This window comes from Acinetobacter sp. LoGeW2-3 (assembly GCF_002688565.1).
In the GTDB taxonomy this organism is placed as follows: Bacteria; Pseudomonadota; Gammaproteobacteria; order Pseudomonadales; family Moraxellaceae; genus Acinetobacter.
This window is the reverse complement of sequence record NZ_CP024011.1, coordinates 203,980-224,439: the sequence shown is the minus strand read 5'-3', so window position 1 is coordinate 224,439 and position 20,460 is coordinate 203,980. Positions and strand designations below refer to the sequence as shown.

The window sequence follows — 20,460 nt, the reverse complement described above, 5'->3', positions numbered from 1 at the left end:
GAGCAAAATAAGCAGACGATTTCAAGCTGATAATTCAGGATGATTAGAGGTACAATGCTGCAATAAAGCGGCAAGTTCCTTATCCTTGTCATCGAAAATATACTGAATAACCGATCTGAGGCGAATGTGTCATCTACAACTGAGCTGTCAACCCATGCATTGACTCAAGCACAACATCGTATTCAACAGGACTTATTGACAGCACTTGATGCTTTTGCCATTCCTGAGCCGCTAAAATCAGCGGTACATCATGCTGTGATGCTGGGTGGGAAACGTGTACGTCCAGCCTTATGTTATGCCACAGCCGCGCTTAAACCAAATCAGAATACTGCTGCAGTACGTCGTGCTGCGGTGGCAATTGAGTTCATTCATTGCTATTCGCTAGCACATGATGATTTGCCATGTATGGACAATGATTTATTGCGTCGTGGTCAGCCGACTTGTCATGCTGCTTTTGGTGAAGATACGGCGTTACTTGCTGGCGATATTCTGCAATCGATGGCTTTTGAAATTCTCGGTAGCCGTCTGTTCGATCAGGGACCCGCAGTAGAGCCGGCGATTATCTTAAAACAGATGCAGATTCTGGCAACGGCATCTTCCAAGATGGTCAATGGTCAGGTACTGGATCTGCAATCTGAAGGGAAGCAAATTGATCAGGACGCATTAGAAACGATTCATCGTAATAAGACTGGAGCGTTAATTTCTGCCGCAATCATGATGGCAGCAGTAACAATTTTTGAGGGCACTGATCTGGCGATTCCGAAATTGCGTGAATTTGGCCAGGCGATTGGTCTGGCTTTCCAAGTACAAGATGACATTTTAGATATTATTTCTGATACCGAAGTGCTGGGTAAAACAGCAGGCAAGGATGAACAGGTGGAAAAATCGACTTATCCAGCTTTAATGGGATTAGAGCAGGCAAAGCAATATGCTGAACAGCTACATGATCAGGCCTTAAATGCTTTGGCTCATTTTGAAGGTCAGGCGGAAGAATTGACCCAGATCACGCAGTTCCTGTTACACCGTAAAAGTTAATCATCTCAATAAAATATTCAATGCATAAAAAAGAGGACTTGCAGTCCTCTTTTTTATTTCAGGGAATCTTATTTACTTTCGTTGTACAGACGTTCTGCCTGTTCAAAACGATCCGTAATTTCAGCTGTTGGGGCTTTGCCCATCAAGCTCACCACAATAATGGCGATCATTGAACAGATAAAGCCTGGAATGATTTCATACAGACCAGTTGCTGCAAACAGGTTCTTCCATAGAATCACCACTGCCGCGCCCACGATCATACCGGCTAGGGCACCATTCAGGGTCATACGTTTCCAGAACAATGACAGAATAATCAGTGGGCCAAACGCAGCGCCAAAACCAGCCCATGCATAAGCCACCAGACCAAGCACTTTAGATTCAGGATTACCTGCCATCCAGATGGCAAGCAGGGCAATCAACAGCACCATTAAACGGCCAACCCAAACCAGTTCTTTCTGAGACGCATTTTTACGCAAGAATGACTTATAAAAGTCTTCAGTCAACGTGCTTGAACAGACCAATAACTGGCAGCTCAAAGTACTCATCACCGCAGCCAAGATGGCAGCCAGCACCACACCAGCAATCCATGGATTGAACAGAATCTTGGTCAATTCCATAAATACAGTTTCAGGATTAGCTGTTACCGTACCCGCCAATTCAGGATGTGCCTGGAAGTAAGCAATACCAAAGAAACCAGCTGCGACTGCACCACCTAGGCAAAGAATCATCCAGGTCATACCGATACGACGTGCATTCGGAATTGATTTTACCGAATCTGCTGCCATAAAGCGTACCAGAATATGCGGCTGACCAAAGTAACCGAGACCCCAAGCCAGTAAGGAAATAATCGCAACAAAGCTCAGATCACCCAGTACATTCATCGCCTGCGGACGTGCAGCTTCTAAAGCCAGAGTCATTTGTGATATATCTGAGAAGCTTAAAATTGTGACGATCGGAGTCAGTAATAGGGCAAAGATCATCAAGGTCGCCTGAATCGTGTCAGTCCAGCTGACAGCCAGGAAACCACCAATAAATACATAACTGATCGTTGCAATTGCGCTGATCCACAGGGCAGTGCTATATGGCAGTTCAAACATGCTTTCGAACAGACGTGCACCTGCGACCATACCGGAAGCACAGTAGATCGCAAAGAAGATCAGAATGACGAATGCAGAAACAATACGCAGAACTTTTTTCTGGTCGTTAAATCGGTTCGAGAAATAGTCCGGTAAGGTCAGGGCATTGTGTTGAACTTCAGTATGTACACGCAGACGTCCAGCAACCAGTAGCCAGTTCAGCCAGGCACCGATGATCAGACCGATCGCAATCCACATTTCAGACAGACCAGAAAGATAAATTGCGCCAGGCAAGCCCATCAGCAGCCAGCCACTCATATCGGAAGCACCAGCAGAAAGTGCAGTGACAAAACTACCTAAACGTCGGCCCCCTAAAATGTAATCGGAAAAGTTTGTTGTCGCGCGATAAGCCATCAGGCCAATCACGACCATGGCGACAATATAAAAGAGGAAGGTAATTAAGGTTGGATTTAGGGAGCTCATACGGTATCCATTTTTAAGTTGGACAGTAGATCGAAATAAGGATTATGACAAATGTTGTGGTCTTTAATCCGAAAACCATGCAACATCGTATCCAGAAGATTTCAAAAATAAACGCGAAATTTAACCATAATTTCACAATCTTTGCTGAGATTTTCTTGATTTAAATGAAAATAGGCAGTCATTCGACTGCCTATTTGATTCATATTTCTTAACAATTAATGATTGCGACCCATGACACCACGAATGGTATTCATAATATCCGCTGGTAATACCACAGTCTTGGCATTTGGAGATTTCGCCATATCCTGCATCGCCTTCACATATTGCTCGCCAAGCAAGTAGGCCACAGGAATTTCTTTATCACCAATTGCCTGAGTTACCATATCAATGGCACGTTGCGAAGATTCTGCCAATACCACTTGTGCTTCTGCATCACGGCGTGAGGCTTCAAGACGACCATCAGCTTCCAGAATTGCAGCCTGTTTCTCACCATCGGCTTTGGTCACTGTCGCACGACGTTGACGTTCAGCCGCCGCCTGTTCTTCCATTGCCGCCTGCATGGTATGAGATGGTTTGATATCCTGAATTTCTACGGTTTTTAGAGTAATACCCCAATCCGAAATATCATCTGAAATACTGGCTTTTAAACGTGCCTTGATGTGATCACGAGAAGACAGTGCATCATCCAGATCCATTTCACCGACAATCGAACGCAGTGAAGTTTGAACCAGGTTCTGAATCGCCCATGAATAGTTTTCAATCCCGTATACAGCTTTTTCAGGTGTAGTCAGGTTGATATAAGCCACGGCATTCATCAGCAAGACCGCATTATCACGGGTAATCACTTCCTGAGACGGAATATCCAGCACGATATCTTTGGTCGTTACTTTATAGGCAACTTCATCGATATAAGGAATCACAAAGTTCAGGCCAGGATTCAAGGTGGAATGGTATTTACCCAGACGTTGTACAATCCATTTATAGCCTTGAGGAACAATGCGTACACCTTTGAAAATGGTAACAGCAACAAATGCCAGCAAGGCCAGCATAATGATAGAACTTACACTCATCTCTTTTACCTTTTCCTTTTCTTAATTATTGCTATGGGGTTGTACGACCAAGTCATTACCGAGAATATCGACTACACGAACCCGGTCGCCAACTTGTACCGGGCTTAGGGTACGGCAGTCCCATTCATCTGAACCGAGGACAGGGAGCGGAAAGCGGACTTTGACTTGACCATTGTTCAGATCAGTTTGAATCACCATACCGACCTGACCGATCGTCGCTTCACGTGATAGTCCGGCCTTGGTCTTGTCGGTAGACAGCGGCTTAATAAACTTGAACCATGCCAGCGTACACAGCACAGAAAGAATGATCCAGGTCAGTAGCTGCGTGGTCAGTCCCATCATCGGGAACATCCAATAAAGAATGCCGACCATAATTGCCCCAACACCAAACCAGAGTGCGGCAAATGCTGGCAAAATTAACTCTGACAGAATCAGGATGATCCCAAGTACAAACCAGTGCCACGGTTCAAGAACAAATTCCATAAATTAACCTATGTCATTCAATATTAAATATTCATCATGATTTTTATCTTCACTTCAATGTAGCAGATGCAGCAGCCGATGAATACCTGCAATGCCTGATTTAGAACTTGGCCTTGCGTGGCGGTTGCAGTGCTGCCTGAGACTTGCTGAAATCGCTGATGGCTTTTTCAATAGCACGGATTTTTAACTGGGCAGCCTTTTCACCTTCCAGAATGGTTTCATTGCTCGATTTTAGATCCAGTGTACCGATATGTCCGACCTTCGGCTGAATCACGATGCTGGCCTGATTCAGTTCTTCATTAATACTTTGCTGACCCATAATATTCAGGGTCTGATCCAGTAGGCCAAACATATTCACGGCTTTATTGGCATCGGGGCGTGCCGAGATATCCACCGCAATGACAATATCGGCGCCCATGTCCTTGGCTGTTTTCACTGGAATCGGGCTAACTAGTCCACCATCGACATATTTGGTCCCACCGATGACTGCTGGAACAAAGACATTTGGAATACTGCAAGAGGCACGAACAGCCTGACCGGCATTGCCTTTAATAAAGTCAGCCTTACGACCATTATCTAGGCGGGTCGCAACCGCAGCAAAACGAATCGGGAACTGTTCAATGGGTTTATTAGCGACATTCTTATTCACATAATCCTGCAACTTTTGACCCGCGATAATCCCTTGACGATTTAAGGTCAGATCACGAATATCTGCTTCCTTAAAATTAAGGGCAATTTGCTGTAACTGATATGGAGTTTTACCACTGGCATACAGACTGCCGACAAAACTTCCGGCACTGGTTCCAGTGACGATTTTAGGTTTGATGCCATGAGATTCGAGGACTTTAATCACGCCGATATGAGCAAAGCCTTTCGCACCACCACCACCCAAGGCAAGGGCAATGACGGGTTCACGGGCTTTAAGCGTAGGAGTTACAATAGGTTTGGTAGGACTTCTATCACAGGCGGCCAGGCTCAGACCCAAGCAGCCAATCATCGCATAACGGATTAATTTCATTCTAAAAATTGAGTGTTAAATAAGCAAATTATCCTTATCAGAACAAAAAACTACTGCTTTGCCTAGCGTTTTTTCACCAGCTTTTGTAACGGCTTGGCAATCCAGTCCGGATTTTTTGCCGAGATCTTGCCTTCATAATGAGCATAGATCTGCTCCAGATCATATTCATAGTCACCGGTTAAATGATATACGCCCAAGATATGAATGGTCTTGATGTCATAGTCAAAGGAAAACATCACAATCGGCAGATTGGCTGCTTTGGCAATATGGTAAAAACCGCTACGGATTTTTTCGGGTGCCTTGCGTGAACCTTCAGGCGCCATACCGACCCAGATCCGGTCGGTTTTGTTAATCACATCCACAATCTGTCGGGTATGACCTTGAGGAGTATCTCGTACTACAGGAACCACACCGATCCATTCCAGAATGGGTTTCAGTGGGGTACGAAATAGACTGTCTTTACCAAAAATAGTGATCTGAATGCCGAGACCGAGTAGGGCATTAAAACCAAGCCAGGCATCAATATTGGAAGTATGTGGAGAAATGATGGCAACAGCTTTCGGAAGGTTTGGAAATTCACCTTCCATTTTCCAGCCTTGGGCAAGAAAAAGCTTTTTATAAAATGTCCGGCTGAATTTACTGCCACGTCCAGGGACTAAAGGAGGCAGGTTTGGAAAGGAGGTATTTGCCATCTTATCAGACTCTTTAATTACGACAATATTCTTTGTTTTTATTATATTATTCCTTTGCTGTAATTTTTTCACTGGCAAAAACTCTATGCCAGATAATGTTTTCTGGAAGCTTTGATCAGTACAAGGACTCTTAATGCCCGCCATGCGCAACATCTATGTTTTGCTGTTTTCCCTGTACTGGGCGCAAGGTTTGCCAGTGGGGTTTATGACACATGCACTTCCAGTCATTTTGCGTGCTCAAGGTGTATCTTTGACCCATATCGGTGGATTTGGCCTGTTGATGTTGCCTTGGTCGATCAAAGTTTTTTGGGCGCCGTTGGTAGATCGATATGGCTCAGCTGTAAAAGGACATTATCGAAGCTGGATCATCCCGATGCAGCTGTTGTCGGTTCTCGTACTGATCGTCCTGTCTTTTATGCCGATCGATGCATTGAACCAGCCAGTGTATCTGTTGGCTTTTTTTGTGGCGTTGCTTTTTATGAATGGCGTTGGGGCGACACAGGATATTGCCACGGATGGACTTGCCGTCAATATTCTAAAAAATGAACAGCAACACTGGGGCAATACCTTTCAGGTGATTGGTTCACGGCTTGGTTTTATCGTCGGTGGCGGTGCGATTCTATGGTTATTAGATGTCCTGCAATGGCAAACCACTTTTCTCATTTTAGCAGCCTTAGTCTTTCTGAATACTTTACCCGTACTTTTGTTTAAAGAACCAAGACATGAAAACCTAAATGCTATTGCACAAGCCCAGCGAAATAAATTCCAGTTAAAAACCTATTTTCAATACTTTCTGCAACATCCGACCTTACGTTGGTGGTTAGCAATTTTGGTGACTTTTAAAATTGCAGATGGTCTGTCCGGTCCCTTATTAAAACCATTGATGGTCGATATGGGATTAAGCTTTAGTCAGATCGGGATTTACGTCACTATGCTCGGTGCCTTTGCAGCACTGATTGGAGCAGGACTCGCGGGCTGGTGTTTAAAAATATTTTCACGTGCCCGAACTTTATTGGTGTTCTCAATTCTCAAGATTATTAGCTTGATGGCTTATGCCTGGCTGGCAATGCAATACGAGACCAAGCAGTCAGTTGCACCTGTGGTGATTTATCTAGTGAATGCAGCTGAAGACATGATTTCTGCCATGTTATTAGTCGTGATGCTGACTTTAATCATGCAATATAGCCGTAAGCATTTAGCGGGAACAGACTTTACTTTTCAGGTTGCGATTATGGCGACGGTTAGTGGTGGGCTTTACAGTATAAGTGGAATATTAGGGGATAAATTGGGCTATCAGAATTATCTGTATGGCATCGTTTTTATTGCAATATTGTGCTTAATCCCGATAAACGGTTGGATAAAACAACGTGAAATTGATTGAAAAATGATCTGAATCAATTGTTTGGTTGGATATTAGCCTAAAGTACTAAAAAGAATATATAAATATGTTTTTAATAATTTTGTAGTATAAAGACGTTGTGTATGATTTGTTACAAAATTAACCAAAGGACTATTGAAATGAAAACTAAGTTAGCAACAGCGATTGCATTAAGCCTTTTAGCGGGGACAACTTTTGCAGCACCAACTTTCTATGGTGAAATTGATGCATCTGTAGATTATTTGCCAGAAGACAATAGATCCGGCGTAAGTGACCGTGATGTCGTTGAGCTGAATACTAATAATTCATTTGTCGGTCTAAAAGGTGATGAAAAACTTACTGACCGTTTAAGTGCTCTTTACCAAGCAGAATTCACTTTCTACGTAGATAACGGTGGTAATTCTGACACATTTGTACCACGTAATCTTTTAGTTGGTCTTAAAGATGAACAACTAGGTGCAATTAAACTAGGTAAAATTGATACGCCTGTAAAACAACTTTCTGCTGTGGTTGATACATTTAATAACTATATTGCAAATAAAGCAGATGTAGCGGGTATCATGACTGGTGAAAACCGTATCGATAATGTGGTAGTTTATGAAGCTCCAGCATTAGCAGTTGGTGATGGTAAACTAAAAGCAACTGCACTCTTGGCAACAGGTGAAGCAGGTGGTATTAGCCAATCTAAAGGCGGAGCTAAGGTTGCAGGTCGTGGTCTAGGTGATGCATGGTCAGCATCTGTGGTGTATGACAGCAAACCTGTTGTATTAGGTCTTGGCTATGACAAAGCAATCCCATCTAACTTTGCTGGTCGTGGTTTCCAAAATGCTTCTGCACCAGAAGTAACAGGTGGGGTGGCAGGTAGTGCATTTGCTGCTGCTAATACAATTCGTGCTATTGGTCGTGTGAATTTACTTGATAATGCATTGGCTATTAAGGCACTTTATCAAACTTCAGAAGTTGAAGAGACAGCTAATGCGGATGCGGATGATGAAACTTTGCCAACTTGGCTTGCAACAATCAGAAATATTGATGATCAACAAGCTTGGTTAATTGGCGCGGAATATAATCTTCCAAATGCGAAAGCTTGGACTGTGAAAGGCCAATATAGTCAAAGTACAACTGAGTTTAAAAATGGTAAATCAGATTACGATGCTCAACAAATTCTCGTTGGCGCTGATTATGCATTCTCTAAGCAAGTAAAAGCTTATGGCTATGCTGGTTATTTAACACTTGAACAAGCTTCAAATGAAACTAAACAACCTGTTGTAGGTACAGGTCTAGAATACAAATTCTAATTTAGAGTTTGTGATCTGAAAAAAAGGCGATGTTTTTACATCGCCTTTTTATATGGAAATTTGTATAGCTTATGATTTTAAACCGAATAACAGCACTGTCTGAACTGTTAAAGTAAGCGCAAAAGTTTGATGTAAATATTATGACTGTACGCGCTGTTTTATTTGATCTGGATAATACGCTAACCCATCGTGATCTGAGTGTGCAGGCGTATAGCCGATATCTGGCAGAGCATTATAGTCATGCGCTAGATTTAGTTGATGTTGCAAAAATTACCGAGATCGTACGCCGTATTGATAATGGCGGTTATCCTAAAAAGGAATTGCTGACTCATTCCACGATTGGCGGATCAGTTGCTTTTGCTCTCTTGCAAGAATTGTCCTGGCAGTCTAAACCACAACTGGAAGAACTCAGTGATTTTTGGTTCCAAAATTTTGGTCAGTTCGCCGTAGCCATGCCTCAGGCAGAAATCTTATTGCAATCACTTAAAGCTGATAATTATAAGCTGGCCATTATTTCCAATGGTGGACATGACACCCGAATGAATATTATTCGTGGACTTGGATTTGGCCATTATTTTGATGAAATCATCAGCTCAGGTCTGGTTGGCATCAGTAAGCCAAATCCTGAAATTTTCCACTATACCGCGCACAAGCTGGCTGTCGCACCAGAGCATTGTCTTTATATCGGTGATCATCCGATCAATGATATTCAAGGTGCGCAGAGTGCAGGCATGCAAACCTTATGGATGGAAGGATTCCACACCCCATTACAACAGATCGAACACAAGATTCAGAATCTTGCTCAAGTGCTGGATTATCTCAAAGCTTAAGTTTGACGCTGTGTATTGATGGCTTTGATCCATTTGCAATATTTGCAGCGCTGGCAAATGGCATCTGGAGTAGATAGTAAAACAACATTGCCACAGTGCAGACAGGCGTAATAGCTATGCGGTTCAACTTCGGTAATTAGTTCTTGTTGGGCTTTAGGAAATAGGGGTAAGCCGTAACGGACTTCTTCAGGGCTGTAAAAGAGTATGCTGAATTTGCCATCGCTTTCCAGCAGTCCAGTACGAATTTGCCCCAGATGTTCAGCACCTTGCTGACGCATTTCAGCAAAGAATTCATCGTGCGACATTTTTCCTTGGGAAATATGCTCAAGTACCATTTCGCCATTTTCAACAATATATAGCGGTTTGCCTTCGAGCAGATCTTCAAAGGGTTGATATTGCATGGTCAGGTAGGTGGTGAGACGGTATAAAACAATAATGGTCGACATGACGATAAATGCCTGCAATAAAGGCAGGGTTTCATCGAACATTGGATCGCCCGCAATAGAGCCTAAAGCCAGGATAATCGCGACTTCGAAAATGGAAAGTTGACGTACCCCACGCTTACCGGTCAGGCGCAGGAACACAATGATCATGGTATACATGATCAGGCAGCGCAGTAGAATCTCACCGACAAATTTCCAATCGGTATCATTAACGAAAATCGTGAAAAAATCCAAATGCTTACCCATATTTCCTAGCTTGATTTGAGTGTAGCAATGAAGCAGGATGCAGAGTTTAGTGATTATGTATATAAAGAGGAGCTCTCGGTATCTTAGGTATTTGATGAACCGATGATGAATATAAATTAACGGGATAAAAATAGTTTATTTTTCAATTAATAACAAAACTATAAAACTTGCACGACATTCTAAATTAAGAATGGAATCTTTTGTACTTGTCTTGATTTTCCTCTCTGTTTTAATAAAACCCGCCTGATTTATTAATAGAAATATCGTTAATATTAATTTTATTTATTAATAAATCATTTGCTTAATTGTACTTTAAAGAAAATAAATACATGAATATTCCTGTATTTAAAAACAGTGGTAATAACGAGGGTAGGTGAATAAATGAAAAAGGTCATGCTATGTGCAGTTGCATTTGGACTCACGACAGCAGCATATGCGGATGCAGACTGGGATTATAAGCAGACCCATCAGTGGGGTTCGCTGAGCCAAAAATATGCTGCATGCAATAGCGTAAATCAGTCACCTATCAATATCGAAAATACCGTCAAGGCAGAGCTGCAACCTTTAAAGTTTAGTTATGACACTCTGATTCAGTCCATCCAGAATAATGGTCATACAGTACAGGTCGACTTTGCCCAAGGTGGAGTTTTAGAACTGGATGGTGAGCAGTTTGAGTTGAAACAATTCCATTTTCATAGCCCAAGTGAAAACCAGATTAAAGGGAAAAGTTATCCTCTAGAAATTCATCTTGTTCATGCCAATGCGAAAGGTGAACTCGCCGTGGTGGGGATGATGTATGAGCAGGGCAAAGAAAATCCGATGCTAGAAAGGATGTGGAAACATTTACCTAAACAGAAGGGTGAAAAAGTTGTACTGAGCAAGCCACAATCGGTAAATGGCATGCTGCCACAGAATAAAGAATACTATCGCTTTAGTGGATCGCTGACCACGCCACCATGTTCAGAAGGGGTGCGCTGGGTAATGATGAAAGAAATCCAAACAGCTTCTAAACAGCAGATTAAACAATTTACCGATTTAATGGGACATCCGAATAACCGTCCGATTCAACCATTAAATGGGCGTGTCATTGTTGAAAATTAATTGATTTTTACTAAGCAGACTTCGGTCTGCTTTTTAATTTGCAGTAAATCAGCAGTCACTCAAAAGTTTTAGGAATAAAATAGTATTTATTTGTTTTGCATCTTCGCTATGTCCTTTGATCTAAAAACCACTGTTCAGCCAGACTTAGAGCTTACACCACAGCAAAAAAAGCTGAATCGTCTGATTGATAAAATTGAACAGCAGAAGTGTGAGCTGGAACAATGGCAACAGGCGAAAGAAGAGATTCAGCAATATACCCGAAAGACCTTCGTGCCTGTATATGATGCATTGTATGTGGTGCTGTTTGAGCAAATGCAACAGCTTTGGAATAGCCTAAGTCAATATAATTTCAGCAAAGCTGACATGGCTCAGTTAGAAGATAAAATTTATGTTTTGGCTGGGATGTTAAAAGAATTACCTGCATTAAATCAGCAGCAACATAAGAAGGTAGACGAGCTATATCACTACTTTCAGCAATCGGTTGAATATGCCCAAACCAAGAAATCTAAAAATAAAGCATCGAGTGAAGTTGCAGAAAGTTTTAATGAGCTAAATGATTCAGATCAGATAGATTCCGAAGTCTATAAAGAATTGGACGCTGAGCAATACAGCCAGGCACGTGAGCAAGCTAGGTTTAAGCGTCAGCAAGAGAAAAGGGAACAAGCGGAGAAGATGGCGGAGCAGTCATTAAAAACGGTGTATTTAAAGATTGCTGCCACGATTCACCCTGACCGTGAACCTGATGAAGCCAAGAAAATAGAAAAGACTGAAATGTTGCAACGTGCTAATGAAGCTTATGCCGAGCAGGATTTATTTTCTTTGTTAAAAATGCAAATTCAGGTGGAGCAAAACCGGGATAGTTCGAAAAAGGGACTAACTGCCGAGCAAGTGAAGTTTTACCAACTGGCTTTGAATGCGCAGAGTCATAAATTGCAGGATCAAATTGATGAGCTGATTGCAGATCTGGTTTGGTCGCAGAAAGCCAAAATTACAATACAGAAATCGAAAGGCAAAGTTCAAATTACTGACTTATATAAGCAGATTGATGCTGATACAGCAGCAGTAAAGCAACAGCTTAAAGTAGAGAAAGAACGGTTGAAATATATGAAGAAGGTGAGTGGATTGGAGATGTTGTTGGAGAATGGGGTGCTTTAAGTTCTTGCTTTACTCCCTCTCCCTTGGGGAGAGGGTCAGGGTTATTGATTTAAAACATCTGATAAAAAAGGATCATTTCTAACATATGTTTTCCAAAATGCTGAAAATGGATAAGTGGGTTGAAGCATATTGGTAATATCTTCAATAAGATCAGCTTTCTGTTGTCTTCTTAAACGGTTCCAGCCATTTTTTAGTTGGAAACGTAAGTTTTGCAAATAAGCATGCTCTTCTAGTATTTTTTCTTTCAAATATTGGTGGCTTATTTGTTGATTACCACTGTTCGCATTGTTATAGCATTGCTCTAATAATGCTACGGTTTTATTTGTGAGTTCAAATAATTCCGAATTATTATTTAATGTGTTAGTTAAGACAATTTTTCCATTTGGAACACTTGGAGCTTCCAAAGAAATAGCAGTATCTACATTGTGACTTTCTTCACAACAATCGAGTAATTCTTTATGTCTTGAGCCTTTAATACCGTTACAGTGAGAGCAGGCATAATAAAGATTATTCCAATCCGTCCTTAGCTCTTCGCTTTTGTTAAGGTGTGGTACAAAATGTTCTACATTGACATTACCGAAATCCGTTTGTTCGCATAAGTAACATTTAGAAAAAAAATCTTTTTTTAATTGTTTAACTACCACTGGGTCTGTGTAATTAGAGTTTGTCCAATCTTCAGGTTTATCTGAACGTATAACTTTAAACATCAAGATCTCCCAGTTCTTGATTGTCTAGTAAATGATTTAATGCTCTGAAATAAAAAGATTTTGACTCAACATCTAGTTGTTTCACAAAAGGACTAATATTTTTTAAAATATTCCTGAGGTTTTCATAATTATTTGGTTCATTATTTAAGATTTCAGCTATAAGTTTGATTTCTGACTCTAACTGTTCAGATTTTATTCCGACGTGGAATAATCCTTTAATAACAGATTCGTATGAATAATGACTTAAATCTTTTTCAATAAGTTCGTTAGTTGTTAGATCGAAAACAAAAGTATTGCTATTTTGTGAGGTGATCACAAAAGGTGAATGCGTGCTTACAATAAATTGAATTTTAGGGAATGCTTTTATAAGAAAGGGTAAAATCTTTTTTTGAAGTGATATATGAAGATGTACATCAATTTCATCAATGATGGCTATACCAATTAAATTTTCAGGCTCTAAATCTTTTATTTGTGCGCGCATTAATAAGTTTGTATAAATATTAAATATGGCTTTAAACCCAGATGATAGTTGATCAAAAGAAAAAGAGTTTTCTCCTTGTTTAATTAATACTTTATTACCGTCTTGAGTAAATGAAAGTTTTGTATTTTCATTTTCAAATATCCATTTTAGATCGGATTCTACTTTTATTAACCATTTTTCAAGTTTACTAATTTGTCTTATTTTTGTTCCTTCTAAAGTTCTAAATTTCATTAAATCTATTAATTCTGATTTTTGACGTACCAAATATGCTTCTAATGCACCTTCAATATTGGCGAATGAATCAATGTCTAAGAAATCATCATATGTCTTAAAAACATCTAAAGAAAAATCCATTCTTGGAACTCGAGCCGCATCAAAGAAAAAAATATTATTTTTATCATATAAAGACATCACCACTTCTAATGGTTTTTGATTCGATAAATAAGAATTACTTAAGTGATTTATTTCTCTAACATAGTTATGTATGTGTTCTGGTGAAGAGTAGTAGTAGTTCTTCTGATTATCTTTATAATTTTTAAATCGTAAGCTCAAGTTATTAGTTTTAGAAAAATTTCCTAACCTTTTTTGAAAAATACTATATTTGTAATTTAATTTTTTTTGAAATTCATTTAATTCTTTCGTAAACACAAAATCAAGATTGGCTATATCCTGTAAAAATATTTCTTTAAGATGCTTATTTTCTTTCTCTTGAAAATCTAAAGAAGAATGAAAGTTTATTACACCATAATTAATTAAAGATATTAACTCATGCTTGAGTTTCTCTCTGTTCTCAGAGTTATGTCGACCATTTCGTCCTGTTAAATCATTAGCAAGATTGTTTAAGAAACGAGTTTTTCCTGCACCATTATTACCTATGATAATAAGGTTTTTACCATCGAGTTGTAATACTTTTTCTTTGAAAAATAAGGCAAAAATTGAAGACATAGAGAAAAATAAAGGGCTGAATAATCAGCCCTTTATACTACAAATTAGATTAAATTAACAACACATTAAAGCGCCGCAATTTGCTCCATATTCGCTTTAATTTTTGCTAACTGATCAGCAAACTCAGCAAGTTTCACTTTCTCACCTTCAACCACAGCAGCAGGTGCTTTTGCTACGAAACCTTCGTTAGAAAGTTTAGTTGCAATTTGGTCATGCTGTTTTTGAACTTTGTCTAAGTCTTTTTGTAGACGACCCAATTCCGCTTTAGGATCAATCAAGCCCTTCATTGGAACGAATACAGATACGTGACCGACTACTGAAGAAGAAGACAATGGTGGTTGTTCGCTGTCGCCTAAGAAGGTGATGCTTTCAACTTTAGCCAATGCCTTGAACAAGGCTTCGATACGAGTGATCTGTGCTTTTTCAGCTTCAGTGGTGTTCTGAAGAAGAACTGGTAATAAGCGAGCATTACCTAAGCCCATTTCACCACGGATGTTACGTACAGCACCGATCAGACCTTGCAGCCATTTCATATCCGCTTCAGCCTGCTCATTGATCAGCGCTTCATCTGCAACAGGGTACTGAGCAAGCATAATGGTCTCGCCAGAGATCCCCAGTTTAGGTGCAAGTGTTTGCCAGATTTCTTCAGTCAGGTACGGCATGATTGGGTGAGCAAGACGTAAAGACGCTTCCATCACCGCCAGTAACACACGGCGAACTTCAGCTTTACGCTCTTCAGAAACGTTAGCATCATTCAGAACCGGTTTAGTCAGCTCGACATACCAGTCACAGTATTCATTCCAAATAAACTCGTAGATCGCTTGAGCAGCCAAGTCTAAACGGTAAGTCGCGAACGCTTGCTGAACCGCTTGTTCCGCTTTTTGCAGACGGCTCACGATCCATTGTTCAGGCAATTCCCAAAGATCAGGACGTGCAGTTTGACCAACCGTTTGACCTTCAACATTCATCATCACGAAACGGGTACCGTTCCAGATTTTGTTGGCGAAGTTACGGTAACCTTCAACACGTTTCATGTCGAACTTGATGTCACGACCAGTGTTGGCAAGCGCACAGAATGTGAAACGAACTGCGTCAGTACCGTAAGCCTGAATACCTTCAGGGAATTCTTTACGGGTAGATTTCTCAATCTTCGCAGCCTGTTTAGGGTTCATCAGACCGAAAGTACGTTTTTGTACCAAGGTTTCCAGATCAACACCGTCAATCAGGTCTAATGGGTCAAGTACGTTACCCTTAGACTTAGACATCTTCTGACCTTCGCCATCACGTACCAGACCGTGTACATACACAGTTTTGAATGGTACTTGTGGTGTGCCATCTTCATTTTTCATGAAGTGCATGGTCATCATGATCATCCGGGCAACCCAGAAGAAGATGATGTCAAAACCAGTCACCAGAACATCAGTCGGGTGGAAAGTATTCAAGAAATAGTTGTCTTTGTCTTTCGCTTCGTCGCCAGTCCAGCCTAAAGTTGAGAATGTCCACAAACCAGAAGAGAACCAGGTATCTAGTACATCTTCGTCCTGTTTCAATTCAACTTCAGGAGAAATACCGTGTTTCGCACGAACTTCTTCTTCGTTACGACCGACAAATACATTGCCTTCAGCATCGTACCAAGCCGGAATACGGTGACCCCACCACAATTGACGCGAGATACACCAGTCCTGAATGTTGTTCATCCATGACATGTACATGTTGCTGTACTGCTCAGGAACGAACTTGATACGGCCATCTTTTACCGCTTCAATTGCAGGTTCAGCCAGTGGCGCAATTTTTACATACCATTGGTCTGTCAGTAATGGCTCAACAATCACGCCTGAACGGTCACCGCGAGGTGGTTTCAATGTATATGGGAGAATTTGATCTAACCAGCCTTCAGCTTCAGCCTGTTCAATCAATTTTTTACGCGCTTCAAAACGCTCTAAACCGATATAGTCTGCTGGTGCAGGAATGGTTTTAGAAATCTGTTCACCAGCTTTCTCAATGTATTCAAACTCAGCCAGTACTTCAGCATTTTTGTTAAAGATGTTGATGATTGGTAATTCACAACGCTTACCCACTTCATAGTCATTGAAGTCGTGAGCAGGTGTAATTTTCACACATCCAGTACCAAATTCTTTATCAACATATTCATCAGCAATGATGGCAACAGTACGACCAGTAATCGGCAGGATGATGTTTTTACCAACAAGATGTGCATAACGTTCATCATCTGGCGCTACTGCAACCGCGGAATCACCGAGTAATGTTTCTGGACGAGTGGTTGCAACAACGAGGTAGTCTTTACCATCTTTAGTGCGAAGTGATTTATCTTCAAAGAAATATTTTAAGTGCCACAATGAACCTTGTTCTTCTTTATCAGATTCAACTTCCAGGTCAGACAGGGCAGTTTGCAGTTTTGGATCCCAGTTCACCAGACGTTTACCGCGGTAAATCAAACCTTGTTCGTGCAGTTTTACAAATACTTCTTTAACAGCATTGGATAAACCTTCATCCATGGTGAAGCGTTCACGAGACCAGTCTACAGAAGAACCTAAACGACGGATTTGACGGGTAATATTACCGCCAGACTGTTCTTTCCATTCCCAAACTTTTTCGATGAACTTTTCACGGCCAAGGTCGTGACGGCTGACACCTTGAGCGCCCAACTGACGTTCCACAACCATCTGCGTTGCGATACCTGCGTGGTCGGTACCTGGTTGCCATAAGGTATTTTTGCCTGACATACGGTTATAACGGGTCAGCGCATCCATGATGGCGTTGTTAAAACCATGACCCATGTGCAAGCTACCAGTGACGTTTGGCGGCGGAATCATGATACAGAATGATTCACCTTTTTCAGACGGCTTGAAGTAACCGCGCTCTTCCCAGGTTTGGTACCATTTTTTCTCGATCTCGGTAGGATCGTAGGTCGTAGCAATATTTTGCGCTGAATCAGTCATAGTCTAAACAGATCAAAAGTGGATAAAAAATTGCATCTATTGTAGCAAAAAAAATGGCGTATGCGGCAGCCTAAGCCGATGCAAACTTTAACCATGCAGCTTGTGACAGATACCGGGCTATGATAGAACTGAAACAAAGGCGACTCATCGCGGATTAAAAAGAATACGACTCGTGTAGAGGAGATGAAGATGAGCTATAACATAACGCTGCAAATCCAGCCTGAAACCCATCATCGCTTTCGCGATATTCATGCTCGTCTCAATAATGGCGATCAAGTCAGTCTATCCAAAGCCTTGGGTGAAAACCTGACCGATATCGCCTGTGAAATTATTGATCAGGTCTTTGGTCGCCTTGCTCGTCTTTCAACTTCTGCGGATCGCGAGTCTGAAAAAGTGGTACAGCAAATTGTCGAGACCACACGGAAATATATGCCGTGGTCAGTTTCATTTTTTGGCAATGAACGGCTGATTCCGATGGTGAATTATCTGTATGAGATGACCCACGAAATTGAAGGCGATTACTACGTGCGTTATCCCATCGAGAAAACGCTGGCGATGGAACTGCTGAGCTATGTAGAGGAAATGCGATCTGGCAATCCTCACTATGTCTCACCGGCATTAAAGACTTTTATTGAAGTGGTGGATCAGGGCGTTACCCATCTGGTACGTCAGCCCAAGAAAATGCTGAAGTTCAATATGGTGGTTGATAAAACCCTGAATGGTGTGATTAATTTAACCACGCAACTCGGCTATAAGCGTTTTGACAAACTGGGAAGCCTGTATGATGCGCCAACTATCAGTCATTACTTCGGGCATTTTTTAGCGTTTTTAGAAGATGAAGTAAAACAGACATCAAATATTTAACAAAAGACAGAGGGATCAATGGCAAAGCTGGAAAATTTAAATGGAAAAGTGGTATGGATTACTGGGGCATCTTCAGGGATTGGTAAGGCAATGGCACAAGAATGTGCAGCACAGGGGGCGCAGGTAATTTTAACTGCTCGCCGTTTTGAAGAACTGGAAAATGTCCGTCTCAGCTTGCCGAATCCTGATCAACATCTGTCTGTTATTGCGGATATTACCGATGAAGCTCAAGTGGAGAAAGCCTATGCTAAGGTGCTGGAAAATAAAGGCCGGATTGACTGGCTCATTAACAATGCCGGTCTTAGTCTGCGTGCACTAATTCAGGAAACCACCATGGAAACTGAACGTGCCATTATGGAAGTAGATTATTTCTCACAAGTATTTTTGACTAAAACTGTATTGCCGACTTTCCTGGAACAGAAGTCGGGACGTATTGCATTTATTTCCAGTGTGGCTGGTTTGCTGGGCACACAGTACCGCGCTTCTTATTCAGCAGCCAAAGGTGCAATTCATATGTGGGCCAACAGTTTGCGTGCTGAGGTGGCTGATCAGGGGATTCAGGTTTCGGTGATTTTCCCAGGCTTCGTGAAAACTAATGTCTCTTTTAATGCACTTAATGGTGAAGGCAAACCTCAAGCCAAACAAGATGAAGCGATTGAAAATGGCTTGGCTCCCGATGACTTTGCCAAACAGACAGTCAAAGCCTTACAGCAGGGGGAGGAATATATTGTGGTCGGTGGTACCAAGGAAAAACTGGGTGTCATCGTATCCCGTATTTCACCGAAGATGCTGTATAAGATGATTCGTAAAACCAAGGTGAAATAATCATCTGATAAAAAAGGGCATGCTGATGCTCTTTTTTATAGCCAATCAAAGTGGGTTAGGCGTGATTTGGCTGAAAATGGATGCGATTACGGCCTTCATTTTTCGCTTGATACAACAGTTGATCTGCTTGGTGATAAGCACATTCAAACTCTTCAGATTGTTTAAAAAAGCTCACCCCAATACTGACCGTTATACGAATACACTCACCGCGGTATTGCAGTGGTGTATTTTCTACAGAGCTGCGAATGCGTTCTGCAATATGTAATACCTTCGTTTGATGGCAACGATCCAATAAAATTAAGAACTCTTCACCTCCCATACGAATCACTTTGTCCGAGCTGCGAATATTTTGTTGGAAAATTTGGCTGACATGTTGCAGGGCAAGATCGCCAAAGGTATGCCCATATTGGTCATTGACCTGTTTAAAATGATCGAGATCTGCAACTAATACTGCTCTTTGTGTACTCGGTTGATTTTCAATTTTAGTCAGATGTTCCTCTAAGGCGCGTCGATTTAATAAACCAGTTAATGGGTCATAATTGCGTTCTTGGGTCAGGCGTAGAACGACTTCCTGAAAAGCACCATTAAAGAACAAACTTAAAAATATAATATCGACTAAGAGACGAAGTAACTGAGTAAACGCCCATAAACCATCATAAGAGGAGAGCGGGTCATCGCCTTGCATCAGGAAACTAAAAATCACTGCACGCATGATAATGAAGAACACGACCACTAAAATGAGTATTTTTAACGTCCGGTCAATTTTTAGTTTTGCACGGTGCTGCCACAGTGCAATCGGGCGATGCAGGAAAATGGCAGCCGTAGTAAAACTGGTCACGAGTAGTGAATACACTTGTTGCTGCTCAATCGCAGAAAAATAAAAAATGGCGACCGAACCCAAAAAAATCAGACTAATCAGCACAGGCCAACGAGGGGGCAGATGGAGGCGTTCATGGATGGCATAGATATGCAATGCACAGCCTAGAAAATAGATGGCGAAAAGCGGGCCTAAAACAATTTCTAGAAAATCCTCAGTGAGGACAGTTTGCAACAGCAGACTAAAACCGACACAGACCAAGGCCAGCGAATAGCTTGCCAAATAGCGTGGCAGTCTTTGAAAAATATACAGACAGGCGATCGCAATCCCCAGACAGATAATCGTAATAGGGATGAGTATGCTGTAAAAGTTCAGCTGGGCATCGAACATTTATAGGAAATATTAGGGAGAGATTCTAAGCATAATAACATTATATTAATTAGCAAAAATAAACAAAAATAGAACAGAGTTTCTTATTATTTTGTGTAAATAAAAATTGAGAAATTTTGTATGGAAAATGGTCATCGCAAATATCTGAAACATTGTAAGAAAA

18 protein-coding genes are annotated in these 20,460 nt (G+C 41.2%); 8 read left to right on the top strand and 10 right to left on the bottom strand.

Annotated elements, in window-relative coordinates; genetic code table 11:
• Positions 1–126: 126 nt before the first annotated feature.
• Entirely contained in the window at positions 127–1,035 is a 909-nt protein-coding gene (locus tag BS636_RS01065; RefSeq protein WP_099337127.1) for a polyprenyl synthetase family protein, read from the top strand.
• 68 nt (positions 1,036–1,103) lie between these two features.
• On the opposite strand, the gene putP is transcribed toward BS636_RS01065, so the two are convergent.
• The 5 genes from putP to BS636_RS01040 all read right to left on the bottom strand — a co-directional run bounded on the left by putP (position 1,104) and on the right by BS636_RS01040 (position 5,857).
• Positions 1,104–2,594 (bottom strand): sodium/proline symporter PutP, encoded by a 1,491-nt coding sequence (gene putP / locus BS636_RS01060; RefSeq protein WP_099337126.1) that lies wholly within the window; start codon positions 2,592–2,594, stop codon positions 1,104–1,106.
• 215 nt (positions 2,595–2,809) lie between these two features.
• On the bottom strand, positions 2,810–3,664 hold the full coding sequence (locus BS636_RS01055) for an SPFH domain-containing protein (protein ID WP_099337125.1): 855 nt from the start codon (positions 3,662–3,664) through the stop codon (positions 2,810–2,812).
• Positions 3,665–3,685: 21 nt separating this feature from the next.
• Positions 3,686–4,147 (bottom strand): NfeD family protein, encoded by a 462-nt coding sequence (locus BS636_RS01050; protein WP_099337124.1) that lies wholly within the window; start codon positions 4,145–4,147, stop codon positions 3,686–3,688.
• Between the two features lie 100 nt (positions 4,148–4,247).
• Positions 4,248–5,165: a patatin-like phospholipase family protein gene (locus BS636_RS01045; protein WP_099337123.1), complete on the bottom strand. Its 918-nt coding sequence runs from the start codon at positions 5,163–5,165 to the stop codon at positions 4,248–4,250.
• A 62-nt stretch (positions 5,166–5,227) separates the two neighbouring features.
• Positions 5,228–5,857: a 1-acyl-sn-glycerol-3-phosphate acyltransferase gene (locus tag BS636_RS01040; protein WP_099337122.1), complete on the bottom strand. Its 630-nt coding sequence runs from the start codon at positions 5,855–5,857 to the stop codon at positions 5,228–5,230.
• A 133-nt stretch (positions 5,858–5,990) separates the two neighbouring features.
• Between BS636_RS01040 and BS636_RS01035 the strand changes: the two genes are divergently transcribed.
• The 3 genes from BS636_RS01035 to BS636_RS01025 all read left to right on the top strand — a co-directional run bounded on the left by BS636_RS01035 (position 5,991) and on the right by BS636_RS01025 (position 9,363).
• On the top strand, positions 5,991–7,238 hold the full coding sequence (locus BS636_RS01035) for an MFS transporter (protein WP_099337121.1): 1,248 nt from the start codon (positions 5,991–5,993) through the stop codon (positions 7,236–7,238).
• 137 nt (positions 7,239–7,375) lie between these two features.
• On the top strand, positions 7,376–8,533 hold the full coding sequence (locus BS636_RS01030) for a porin (protein WP_099337120.1): 1,158 nt from the start codon (positions 7,376–7,378) through the stop codon (positions 8,531–8,533).
• 140 nt (positions 8,534–8,673) lie between these two features.
• Positions 8,674–9,363 carry an HAD family hydrolase gene (locus BS636_RS01025; RefSeq protein ID WP_099337119.1) on the top strand — a complete coding sequence of 230 codons (690 nt, stop codon included), beginning with the start codon at positions 8,674–8,676 and terminating at the stop codon, positions 9,361–9,363.
• Here the strand turns inward: BS636_RS01025 and BS636_RS01020 are convergent.
• Positions 9,360–10,040: a DUF421 domain-containing protein gene (locus tag BS636_RS01020; RefSeq protein WP_099339566.1), complete on the bottom strand. Its 681-nt coding sequence runs from the start codon at positions 10,038–10,040 to the stop codon at positions 9,360–9,362. The genes BS636_RS01025 and BS636_RS01020 overlap by 4 nt on opposite strands.
• Positions 10,041–10,433: 393 nt before the next feature.
• Between BS636_RS01020 and BS636_RS01015 the strand changes: the two genes are divergently transcribed.
• Complete coding sequence (locus tag BS636_RS01015) at positions 10,434–11,153, top strand: carbonic anhydrase (RefSeq protein ID WP_099337118.1); 720 nt, start codon at positions 10,434–10,436, stop codon at positions 11,151–11,153.
• Between the two features lie 108 nt (positions 11,154–11,261).
• Positions 11,262–12,308, top strand: a complete 1,047-nt coding sequence (locus BS636_RS01010) for a molecular chaperone DnaJ (RefSeq protein WP_099337117.1) — start codon at positions 11,262–11,264, stop codon at positions 12,306–12,308.
• A 41-nt stretch (positions 12,309–12,349) separates the two neighbouring features.
• On the opposite strand, the gene BS636_RS01005 is transcribed toward BS636_RS01010, so the two are convergent.
• The 3 genes from BS636_RS01005 to BS636_RS00995 form a co-directional block, all read right to left on the bottom strand.
• Positions 12,350–13,015 (bottom strand): HNH endonuclease, encoded by a 666-nt coding sequence (locus BS636_RS01005; protein WP_099337116.1) that lies wholly within the window; start codon positions 13,013–13,015, stop codon positions 12,350–12,352.
• Positions 13,008–14,441 (bottom strand): AAA family ATPase, encoded by a 1,434-nt coding sequence (locus BS636_RS01000; protein ID WP_099337115.1) that lies wholly within the window; start codon positions 14,439–14,441, stop codon positions 13,008–13,010. The genes BS636_RS01005 and BS636_RS01000 overlap by 8 nt, the downstream gene beginning before the upstream one ends.
• A gap of 65 nt (positions 14,442–14,506) precedes the next feature.
• On the bottom strand, positions 14,507–17,401 hold the full coding sequence (locus tag BS636_RS00995; protein WP_099337114.1) for a valine--tRNA ligase: 2,895 nt from the start codon (positions 17,399–17,401) through the stop codon (positions 14,507–14,509).
• A gap of 189 nt (positions 17,402–17,590) precedes the next feature.
• On the opposite strand from BS636_RS00995, the gene BS636_RS00990 reads away from it, so the two are divergent.
• Both BS636_RS00990 and BS636_RS00985 read left to right on the top strand, forming a co-directional pair.
• Complete coding sequence (locus BS636_RS00990) at positions 17,591–18,265, top strand: hypothetical protein (protein WP_099337113.1); 675 nt, start codon at positions 17,591–17,593, stop codon at positions 18,263–18,265.
• A gap of 18 nt (positions 18,266–18,283) precedes the next feature.
• Positions 18,284–19,090 carry an SDR family oxidoreductase gene (locus tag BS636_RS00985; protein WP_099337112.1) on the top strand — a complete coding sequence of 269 codons (807 nt, stop codon included), beginning with the start codon at positions 18,284–18,286 and terminating at the stop codon, positions 19,088–19,090.
• Positions 19,091–19,145: 55 nt separating this feature from the next.
• On the opposite strand, the gene BS636_RS00980 is transcribed toward BS636_RS00985, so the two are convergent.
• On the bottom strand, positions 19,146–20,297 hold the full coding sequence (locus BS636_RS00980) for a sensor domain-containing diguanylate cyclase (RefSeq protein WP_099337111.1): 1,152 nt from the start codon (positions 20,295–20,297) through the stop codon (positions 19,146–19,148).
• Between the last annotated feature and the right edge of the window lie 163 nt (positions 20,298–20,460).

Coding starts and splice junctions, on each gene's coding strand:
- BS636_RS01050 (WP_099337124.1), bottom strand. CDS start 4,147: ATGGAATTTGTTCTTGAACCGTGGCACTGGTTTGTACTTGGGATCATC.
- putP (WP_099337126.1), bottom strand. CDS start 2,594: ATGAGCTCCCTAAATCCAACCTTAATTACCTTCCTCTTTTATATTGTC.
- BS636_RS00995 (WP_099337114.1), bottom strand. CDS start 17,401: ATGACTGATTCAGCGCAAAATATTGCTACGACCTACGATCCTACCGAG.
- BS636_RS01040 (WP_099337122.1), bottom strand. CDS start 5,857: ATGGCAAATACCTCCTTTCCAAACCTGCCTCCTTTAGTCCCTGGACGT.
- BS636_RS01045 (WP_099337123.1), bottom strand. CDS start 5,165: ATGAAATTAATCCGTTATGCGATGATTGGCTGCTTGGGTCTGAGCCTG.
- BS636_RS01035 (WP_099337121.1), top strand. CDS start 5,991: ATGCCCGCCATGCGCAACATCTATGTTTTGCTGTTTTCCCTGTACTGG.
- BS636_RS00980 (WP_099337111.1), bottom strand. CDS start 20,297: ATGTTCGATGCCCAGCTGAACTTTTACAGCATACTCATCCCTATTACG.
- BS636_RS01030 (WP_099337120.1), top strand. CDS start 7,376: ATGAAAACTAAGTTAGCAACAGCGATTGCATTAAGCCTTTTAGCGGGG.
- BS636_RS01055 (WP_099337125.1), bottom strand. CDS start 3,664: ATGAGTGTAAGTTCTATCATTATGCTGGCCTTGCTGGCATTTGTTGCT.
- BS636_RS01000 (WP_099337115.1), bottom strand. CDS start 14,441: ATGTCTTCAATTTTTGCCTTATTTTTCAAAGAAAAAGTATTACAACTC.
- BS636_RS01025 (WP_099337119.1), top strand. CDS start 8,674: ATGACTGTACGCGCTGTTTTATTTGATCTGGATAATACGCTAACCCAT.
- BS636_RS01005 (WP_099337116.1), bottom strand. CDS start 13,015: ATGTTTAAAGTTATACGTTCAGATAAACCTGAAGATTGGACAAACTCT.
- BS636_RS00990 (WP_099337113.1), top strand. CDS start 17,591: ATGAGCTATAACATAACGCTGCAAATCCAGCCTGAAACCCATCATCGC.
- BS636_RS01015 (WP_099337118.1), top strand. CDS start 10,434: ATGAAAAAGGTCATGCTATGTGCAGTTGCATTTGGACTCACGACAGCA.
- BS636_RS01010 (WP_099337117.1), top strand. CDS start 11,262: ATGTCCTTTGATCTAAAAACCACTGTTCAGCCAGACTTAGAGCTTACA.
- BS636_RS00985 (WP_099337112.1), top strand. CDS start 18,284: ATGGCAAAGCTGGAAAATTTAAATGGAAAAGTGGTATGGATTACTGGG.